Origin of the sequence: Nonomuraea sp. NPDC050680 (assembly GCF_040654555.1) — a bacterium.
GTDB lineage: Bacteria > Actinomycetota > Actinomycetes > Streptosporangiales > Streptosporangiaceae > Nonomuraea.
In genome coordinates, this window is sequence record NZ_JBFAIF010000027.1 from 49520 (window position 1) to 58300 (window position 8781).

An 8781-nucleotide genomic window follows, 5' to 3' on the forward strand; every position below is an offset into this window, starting at 1 on the left:
TCCGGGTCCCTTGACGATAGGGACGGTGGATCACAAATTCGCTACTGCTTGGTACAGGTAAGGACGATGATCGAGCCCGACTTCGACTTTCGCGTCGGCGCGTCTACTGGCAGCCGCGCTGTTGGTGCCAACGACGGCCGAATTCTGTGATCGCTTGGGCGTGGTGCGCGCGAGTCTTCTCGTCGCGTTCCATCAGCGTGACCACATCGTAAAGGATGACCAGGGCGGCCTTGACGCCTTTGCAGGTGCGGAAGAAGGCGTCAAGGTGCAGGGGCCGACTAACGGGGAGGACAGGGGTGATGTGTGGTGTCTTCGAAGGGACCTCGCGGTCGGGGATAGAGGTGTCGGTCGTTATCGTTGCGTGGGCATCGAGGTCATGAAGGTACGGGCGAGCCGGTCGATCTCGTCGTCCCTGGAGGCCTCGTCGACGCGCTGATCTCGGTCGATCCGGCCGCGTTCGGCTTTCAGCCGGCGCTCCTCCTCGCGGAGCTTGATCTCGTACTCGCCGGTCGTCCGCCGGGTGGTGAAGTTCAGTTCGGCCTCGTGACAGGCCGAGCCCGCGCGCAGCTCCTGTGTGAGGAGGCGGTCGTACTCGGTCTTGCCGTTCAGCATCTTCGAGATGATCGGCATGCAGTCGAGCAGGACGAAGATGATGCGCAACAACCAGTGGGCGAAGTTGACCATGCCGCTCTGGCCGGCGACCGTGCCCAGGGCCTCCCATCGGTCAAGCAGACCGATGTCGGCGTAGGCCCGCTTCTTCTCCTCGACATGCTCGGCGATCTTCTTGCTGAGAGTCGTCGAGCGATCCTTTTCGGCGTCGGCGCGATCGGTTGTGAGAGAGCTGATTTCCGCCTTCAGCTTCTTCACCTCTGCCTGCTGCTGGGGGATGTCCTGGTTGCGTAGGAAGGCTCTGAGTTGCTTCATTCGGGCCTCGCATTCAGGGCCGTCGCCTCTTACGCCTGTGGTCCGTCCCATGACCTGGACGCCTAGACACTCGCGCTCTCGAAGGTCCTCTAGCTCCCCGTGCCGCTGCATGGCCGCCGCCAGCCGACTTTCCGCGGCTTTGAGCGCGTCTTGCCTCGGATTCAGGTCGCCTTCCACAGCCAGTGCCTTGCGGCCCCCGTCGAGGAGATAGCCGGTGCAGTTGACACCTGAGGGCGCCGCCCCTCTCAGAGGGTTGCACTGCTCGTACCGGCTCTCCGTCAGGCTGATCGCCTGGTCGCGCTCGACCATGATCTGCCGGTCGAGCCGTTCCTGGAATATCTTCAGGGTTAGGGGTTCGGCGATGAAGATCCCGATGACAACGGCGAGGGCAAGGCGGATGAGCACGTTGCCCCAGCGGGACCAGCCGTCAGCGTCGCCATGGAGGCTGGCGATCAGGAATCTGTCGACGTTGGCGATGATCAGGCCCCACAGCACCGCCACCGGCACCAGATACAGCGGGGACGCCTGCGAGAGCAGGGTCAGCGCGCCCAGCATGGAGGCGCCCGCGATGAGCGCGGTGCTGACCACGATTCCGCCGAGGCTGGTGTAGCGGGAGCGTTCCTGCGGGACACTTGCGAGGATCTTTTCGTCGACTCCGGTGAACCGACGCAGGAACGCCCCAGGAGTGAGCTGTTCCCGGCGCCGGGGGTGCCGTCCGTGCTGCTCGGCCGTCTTGGGTCCGTGGAGGATGTCAACCACGGACGTCCTCCTCCATGAAGAAATCGTCGTCGGTCTCGCCCGCCGCAACCTCGGCACGGGCCTCGTAAGCGGGTCCTTCGAGCTCCTTCACCTCCACTTCAGGCTCGACGTCATCGAAGCTGGCAAGCAACTCCTTGCCTCTTGTCTCGTCGAACAGTCCCCGGGCAATCGCCGCCTGGACGACATCGGCCCTGGCTCGGGCCTGAACGACTCGCAACTCATACTCCTGCTGGATCCCGCGCTGGGTAGCGCTGTATTCCCGGTCACCCAGAGCGGCGTAACGGTCGGCGGCCTGCTGGTCGTCGAGACCGCGAGCGGTGAAGTACAGGCCGTCGACGGCACTAGGACCGCTGTTCAGGAAGTCCCTGACCTTCGTGGCTTCGGTGATCTGCTGATCCCGGTCGAGGGTCGCCTCTTGCCGGGTGAAGTCGTTGGCGCTGCGATCCTTGCCGTGCAGGTAATCCTGCTCATCGAGTTCGAAGTCACGGTCGAGCTTGCGTTTGGCGTCGCGGAGGCCGTGTTCGCCCTGGATGTTGTGCAGGCCGGTTTCGTAGCGTCGCCGCCCGTGGGCGATCTCGTCGGGGGCGTATACGTCGAGGCCGGCGAACTCGGCCGACATGCCGGACAATACACACGGCACTACGGTCGTGTAAGCCTTCACCTGGGCGTGCACGATCGTCCACAACTCGTGGACCTCGTGCAACCCGTAGCTTCGGCCGAGTTCGAAAAGCTTTTGGTAGGCCCGGATGTAGGTGACCAGATGCTCAGTGACGTCAGTCAGACCGGCGCGCACCACCTCGATCGGTTCATCGACCGTGCAGCGGAAATGTGCAGCGACTGTGAAGTCGTGGGCGCCGGAGGAGTTGATCGACACGTGGATCGTCACCGGGTGGTCCTTGGCCACGTCCACGACGCTGACACTGTCGCCGTGCAGTACGTGCGGTTCGTCGCCGCGCAGCCGCCGGTCACCCAGCACGAACGTGCCGTCGTACTCGAAGACGAGCCGCTGGTGTGGGAGCTGGCGGGGCAGGCTGGAGATCGGGCGCCGGGGTTTGCTCAGGAACCCTTGCTTGGCGACAGGATCAAGGGGAATCTGGCTGATCACGGGGTAGCTCATGGACGCTTTCCAGGGGTGTCGAGGGACAGTAGAGCCGGGTTCAAGAAGATCCGGAGCAGCGACAGGAGAAGCTCCAGCCGGTTCTCGTCGGCGTTGCGGGAGATGGCGTAACGCCGCAGGTCATGGGCCAGCAGCGGCCGTTCCTTCGCAGGGAGTGCCTCCACGAGCGCTGCGAACAGGGCACGGACACGGTCGCGGTCATCGTCGTCGCGCTCGTTGAAGGCGCAGACGGCGTCGTACAGGGCGGCCAGTGCATCCTGGCGGTGAGGGCGCTTGACCAGAACCGCGGACCAAAGTTGGGCGAGGGGTGCAGCTGATTCAGGGCAACTGCGCAGGTGGGCAGTGACTGTGGGGGTCCTGACACCGTCCGGGCGAGCCGACAGGACGCCCAAGATCGCCCGAATCTGCGGGTCGACCGCACGGCCGATCCGCCTGTCGTTGCTGATCTGATGAGCCAGCCGGTCGAGCATCGGGAGGGCGTTGCCGGTGGCCTCGGTCAGCGCTGCGAACAGACGGGCCAGCGCAATCTCCGCATGCCGGATAGGCTTCTCACTGTTTCTGATCTGCAGCCAAAGCATCCGGGTCGCCTCCAGCGGGAACCGGATGCCCAGCTCGCCGGACCAGGCAAGGGTGGCGGTGAATTTGGGTCTGGCGGCGGACGCCCTCGTCCACAAGCTGACCATACGCAGAACCTCCGGACAGGTCGTCTCGTCCAGGCACAACCAGGAGATGGCCATCGCGGCGGTGGCCTGCCTGCGCATGACGCCCGTTCCGCGGGCCCATGGGGTGAGAAAGGTGCTTTCGACGTATGAGTAGTTCGCGACGGAGGCCAGAACGGCCACGCCCCTGGCGATCTCCGCCTGTACGCTTGGGTCGCGTAGATTCGCGCACTCATGTAGCCATTCGGTGACCGGATCCCACAACCGCATACCGTGCCTCTGGTACAGCTCTCGCATCGCATGTGTTCGGTGGCCCTCGACCTTGAACTCCAGCCTGCGTTGCGGCGACAGACTGAAGAGCGAGCCCTCTGCCACCCGGAGCAGACGGCGGCTCGGCATTGGATCATCCGCCGAGATGGCATCTGCTTTTTCCACGCTGATACCGGCGAGGGACTCCAGTTGAGCGAGCAGCAATTCGAAGTCGCTTTCCGGGAGGCCGGCGGTGAATGCCATGGCAGCCATCTCCAAGAGCTCGCCTCGAGTACGCGGGCCATCGAACCAGGCGACCACGTCGCGCCGCCCGGCGGAGTCCAGCCTGCCGAGCGCCTTGTTCAGCGGAACCCCTGAGGCCAGATCACGCGCTAGTGTCACCACGTCGGTCATGGCATGGTCGGTGGTGATCTGAGCGGCCGCCTCGTCAGCGATCTCGGGCGCCACCTCGTGAGCCCGTAGAACGTCGCAGGCAGGCGGCGGTAGCCAAGGTATTTGGTCTCCTTCGGGCAGCGAGGTAGCCGTCCCTGTGATCACCAGATAAGCTCCGGCATCGCGCACGTGGCGCCTGATCTCCCGCACGTGAAAGTCGGCGATGCTCCCGTCAACGTCGTCCTTGGGCCAGTCGCACAGCAAATAGCCGTGAGCTGGCCGAATTTCGCGGACGGCCAGCTTCTCCAGCGTGTAGGCCGGGCTGAGTTCCACCACCCTGTCGCGCCGCGCGCCGACGAAGTCATGAAGCAGGTTGAGCGCCGCCGTCCGGCGGCCCGTGCCGACGTTGCCGATCAAGGCCACCATGTTGCCGCTCTCCAGCTGTTCGGCGGCGGCCTTGTAGCTGGCGTGGCGCACGTAGCAGGTGCGGGCCTCCTCCATCTCGTGCTGGGAGACGGGGCCGGACGTGCGGCGAGACTTGGGGCGAGAACCTGAGATACCGAAAGAGGCTCCCCCAATGTTGCCGTGGATGTGGTTGATGACGGTCTGGACATGGGAGACCTGGGCGAAGATTTCGTCCGTCGCCTCGGCCTGATCAGTTAGATCGACCGGCGTGGCTTCCTCACCGAGCAGGACCCCCTCGGCCGGCGAGTCAGTTTCGGATGCCAAAGTTGATCTCCTCACCGGAAATGGGAGCGGTGATCAGGTTGACTGTCATCTGCTCGGCGTTGAACTGCTGCGCGAATTGCTTCGCGGTGGCGTCGACCCGCACCAGCTTCTCCAGGGACTCCAGCAGGTCGTCGCGCGACTCCGGCTCGGCCGGTTGGCCCTGCTCGGAGCGAAACTTCTTGATCTTCGTGAGCAGTTTCCGAGCGCCACCGAGCCCGGTCTCGGTGCCGTAGGCACCGAGACGTTCGAGGGCGCCACCAGCGATCAGTGCCCACAGTGTGTCGGCGACCTCGGGCAGGTTGTCCATGTCGAGAGTTCCTTTCTGATCCAGATCTTCTGAGGGGATCCACATCCAGGCGATCTCGGTGCGTTCCTTGGTCGGCACTTCCAGTCGGGTGAAAGACTCTGGCTGGTAGGAGGTGTGGAGCTGCCGGATGACGTCCTCATAGAGCCGATCGGTAAGGATCAGCACCAGGTCGGCGCGCGGGTTCACCTTCAGGGCGGTACGGGCGGCCTTCGCGTCGAGCAGTCGGCAGGTGGTCACCACGACCTGGCCGACGAAGCCCATCGCGCCACGTTTCACGACTCCGTGGCCGATGGAGATGCGTATCCGCAGGCGGGCGTCGTCCCGGCGCTCGCGATTGTGGTCATGGAGCGCCTTACGCACGCGGCGGACCAGGTCGTCGATGACCCGGAGTTCGGGCTCCCCTTCGGGGAGGACGATAACCTCACCGTCGCCGGCCTCCTGGCGGGTCCAGGTCTCGCGGCGCAGGCCGGCCTCTCGTGCGCCGCGGTCCATGACCTGGGCCAGACCGGACTGGATCGAGTCGTGCCGTAGGTCGTCGCCGCGGCCGTATCCCTCCGCATCGACCGCCACGACCAAGCGGCGGCTGAAATCAGAATCAAGCATCACGTCACCTTGTGGTTGCGAAAGATCGACCAGAGTGGTCGGGTAGATCGACGGGGATAGAGTCTGGCGAAGATCGCATCGCCTCAAGACGTACCAGTACGCTTCACCGGAAATTGGCCAGACCGATCGGGTCGATGACGATCTTCCGGCGATGACTGGGGTCGATCAGTTCAAGGTCTTTGAAACGTCGGATGGCTTTGAAGACGGCGTCTTTTCTGGCCCCGACAAGATTGGCGATCTCCTCATGGGTGAGATCGACTCCGAGGTCCCGTTTTCCGTCGACCCTCTCGACTCCGTGTCGGCTGGAGATTTCCGCGAGCACGTTCGCGACACGTATAGGCACGCTGAACTGAGCGAAGTCAGTTCTTCTACGATTGGCCCAGTCGAGCCGGTCGGCGATCATCCTGGCCAGTGCATTCCATGCCGCCGGGCGGCGATCGAGGAAGTCGGTGAACGCCTGTGCACGGATGACGTGCACCAACATCGGACTGCATGTGGTCACCATGGCCGATCTCGGCTGTCTGCGCAGAGCTGCCAGTTCGCCGACCACATCGCCGCTGACGCGGATGCCCAGCATGGCCGCCCCGCCCGATTCCAGGTAGGCCGTCACCTTCACGCACGCCGTGAGCCGCTGACCTGGGATGGACCTCAGTAGAAAGACCTCGGACCTCTCTCGATCTCCTTGATATATGAGTGGTTCGCCAGCCCCCCGCGGGGAGGGCGGCGCGAGAGCGAGAAGTTCCGTCCGCTCCTCCGGGCTGAGTCTGTCCATGAGGGTACCAATGGGCCATCTAGCGGGAATTTGATCATTCATCACGGATTAAGCGCCTAGGGTCATCGATGTGGAGCTGTTAGAAGCTACACCCTGAAATATCTGGGAGCCGGATTTAAGTACTCACCGGAGTGTAGGTGTGTGACATTTTGTCCGGCTTATCCCGAAAGATGGGTCGAAAGTTCTGGGAGAGCGGAACAATGTTCTTGTGATTGGCTTGATGCGGTGGAACGTCGGCACTGGTCTGCGACTTATGGGCTTGTAAGGTTGCTCATTGAGGTTGCGGTATATGTACTTATCCGGTAGCAGCTGCAAGTAGGCGTGCCGTCGGCATTGGAGTCACCGCGGTGTACGCATCGAACACCACCGCCTGGACTGGACGGCGTGATCACGCCGCACTCGTGCTGGGTCCTGAGCAGGATGAGCGAGGTCATCAGGATGTCTTCGTGCAGGTGAGCGCGATGGTGGTGCCGACTTCGACTTTGCTGCCGGCCTTGATGCTGACCAGGAGGGGGGTCGGCGGACAGTAGCGCCTTGCCCTGGTAGACGCCGATCTCGTTGAGCAGTAGATCGCCGTAGGTGCGACGCGTGGGTAGCTGTGCACAATGGCGTTGGCGCCGCCGAAGTGGACGGCACGGATGACGCGAAGGTCGCGAGCGAGGGAAGGGCTTGAGCACCTGGTCGCCGACGCCGTGGATTGTGGCCGTGCCCAGCAGCGGGCCGCATTGCTTGGAGATGGCAGTCCAGGCGCCGGCGGCCTTGATCTCCAGCGTGGCGATGCCCTTGCTGGTCCTGTTGCCGTTGCGCCGCAGGGTGTCCTCGTGCGGGCTCATCTCGTTGACCAGCAAGTCTTTCCTCTTCCTGGCTGAATTGACGGCGGTGACGATGAAGCTGGCCTCGCCGTCGTGGGTGAACTCCAGCAGACCGGGGTCTTGGTCGTGCGGATGTGGACGACTTGGTCGCCTTTGCGTACGGGAGGCTGTTGGCAAGTCAGGGTCCTCTGATAGCTCGGCTGGTGATCGCGATGGGAGACCACGCGAGACGCGCCCGTAGGGCGGGGACCTCGCGGGGCCCCTGTCGGCGGTAAGAGCATGCATCATAAGTAAAGCGCACCGTGAACTCAGTGCACAATAGAGAATCTCGTGTCGACTGATGCCTGGTGTGTCCGTTAAGATGTGACGCACGATCCTCCGGATGTCCGCAGGGAGAGATCGAGCTGGCGTTCCCAGTGAGGCGGTGAGCATGGATCCACTGAAGCCCTCCGATCTGCGACAGGTCGGCGACATCGTGTTGCACGGTCGGCTCGGCAGCGGGGGTATGGGCCAGGTGTTCTACGGCGTGACGCCGGACTCCGAGCCCGTGGCGTTGAAGGTCATCCGGGAGGAGTTCTTCGACAAGGCCGAGGTACGTGAGCGGTTCACCCGGGAGATCGACGCGTTACGAACAGTCCAGAGCCCCTACGTCGCGGCCCTGGTGAACGCCTCAGAGGAAGACGCCGACAAGCCGTGGCTTGCGGTCGACTACGTTCGCGGCCTGAACCTGCGCGAGTTCGTCGACTCCCAGCAGTCGCTCGGCTCGGTGGACGCGGCGGCCCTGGGAGTGGTGCTCGCCGACGCCCTCGCCGCCCTTCACCAGGCGGGTCTTATCCACCGAGACCTCAAGCCGGCGAACATCCTGATGAGCGTCGACGGCCCCAAGGTCATCGATCTGGGCCTGGTCGCCTTCATTGAAGGCCCCACCGATCTCACAACCGACACGTCGATGCTCGGAACCCCGGCCTGTATGGCGCCCGAGCAGGTCACAGCGCCCATGCAGGTCACCGCGGCCGCGGACGTACACGCCCTGGGGGCGACACTCCTGTTCGCCCTGACCAAGCACTATCCCTACGACGGTCGCCCGAACAGGGACAAGATGCTCATCGACCTGACAAATCCGGACGTTGCTCCGGACCTGAGCGGCCTGCCGGACGGCTTCGAGCCGATCATCGAAGCGATGCTCGCCCACGATCCGGCGGCACGTCCCGACATTCCGCGGGTCAGAGCATGGTTGAGCGACCTGGCGACCGCCGGGGGGATCACCCTTGCGGTCGCGGTCCGTCACCTGGCCGTCACAACCTACATCGTGCGCGACACCGACCCCCCCGAGGTCGACCCGCCTCTGCCGAAGCGACGTGATCTCACCGAGGTGGTCGTCCCCGGCTCCGTCGTCGCCCTGCTCGCGGAGCGACTGCGCGGCACCTACGCCTGCAACGCCCGTTTCTGAGGAGATC

7 protein-coding genes are annotated in these 8781 nt (G+C 64.0%); 1 reads left to right on the plus strand and 6 read right to left on the minus strand.

The window, feature by feature from the left end:
• Positions 1-351: 351 nt before the first annotated feature.
• The 6 genes from AB0H88_RS46445 to AB0H88_RS46470 form a co-directional block, all read right to left on the minus strand.
• On the minus strand, positions 352-1740 hold the full coding sequence (locus tag AB0H88_RS46445; RefSeq protein WP_357655762.1) for a DUF4407 domain-containing protein: 1389 nt from the start codon (positions 1738-1740) through the stop codon (positions 352-354).
• Positions 1676-2659 carry a hypothetical protein gene (locus AB0H88_RS46450; RefSeq protein WP_357655764.1) on the minus strand — a complete coding sequence of 328 codons (984 nt, stop codon included), beginning with the start codon at positions 2657-2659 and terminating at the stop codon, positions 1676-1678. The genes AB0H88_RS46445 and AB0H88_RS46450 overlap by 65 nt, the downstream gene beginning before the upstream one ends.
• Before the next feature lie 137 nt (positions 2660-2796).
• Complete coding sequence (locus tag AB0H88_RS46455) at positions 2797-4830, minus strand: hypothetical protein (protein WP_357655767.1); 2034 nt, start codon at positions 4828-4830, stop codon at positions 2797-2799.
• Positions 4814-5740 (minus strand): hypothetical protein, encoded by a 927-nt coding sequence (locus AB0H88_RS46460; RefSeq protein WP_357655769.1) that lies wholly within the window; start codon positions 5738-5740, stop codon positions 4814-4816. Before AB0H88_RS46460 ends, AB0H88_RS46455 begins: the two co-directional genes overlap by 17 nt.
• A 103-nt stretch (positions 5741-5843) precedes the next feature.
• Positions 5844-6554: a Crp/Fnr family transcriptional regulator gene (locus tag AB0H88_RS46465; RefSeq protein ID WP_357655772.1), complete on the minus strand. Its 711-nt coding sequence runs from the start codon at positions 6552-6554 to the stop codon at positions 5844-5846.
• Between the two features lie 209 nt (positions 6555-6763).
• Positions 6764-7501, minus strand: coding sequence for a hypothetical protein (locus AB0H88_RS46470; RefSeq protein WP_357655774.1), 738 nt, complete (start codon positions 7499-7501; stop codon positions 6764-6766).
• 253 nt (positions 7502-7754) lie between these two features.
• Between AB0H88_RS46470 and AB0H88_RS46475 the strand changes: the two genes are divergently transcribed.
• Complete coding sequence (locus AB0H88_RS46475; RefSeq protein ID WP_357655777.1) at positions 7755-8774, plus strand: serine/threonine-protein kinase; 1020 nt, start codon at positions 7755-7757, stop codon at positions 8772-8774.
• Positions 8775-8781: the final 7 nt, after the last annotated feature.

Coding starts and splice junctions, on each gene's coding strand:
- AB0H88_RS46465 (WP_357655772.1), bottom strand. CDS start 6,554: ATGAATGATCAAATTCCCGCTAGATGGCCCATTGGTACCCTCATGGAC.
- AB0H88_RS46475 (WP_357655777.1), top strand. CDS start 7,755: ATGGATCCACTGAAGCCCTCCGATCTGCGACAGGTCGGCGACATCGTG.
- AB0H88_RS46460 (WP_357655769.1), bottom strand. CDS start 5,740: ATGCTTGATTCTGATTTCAGCCGCCGCTTGGTCGTGGCGGTCGATGCG.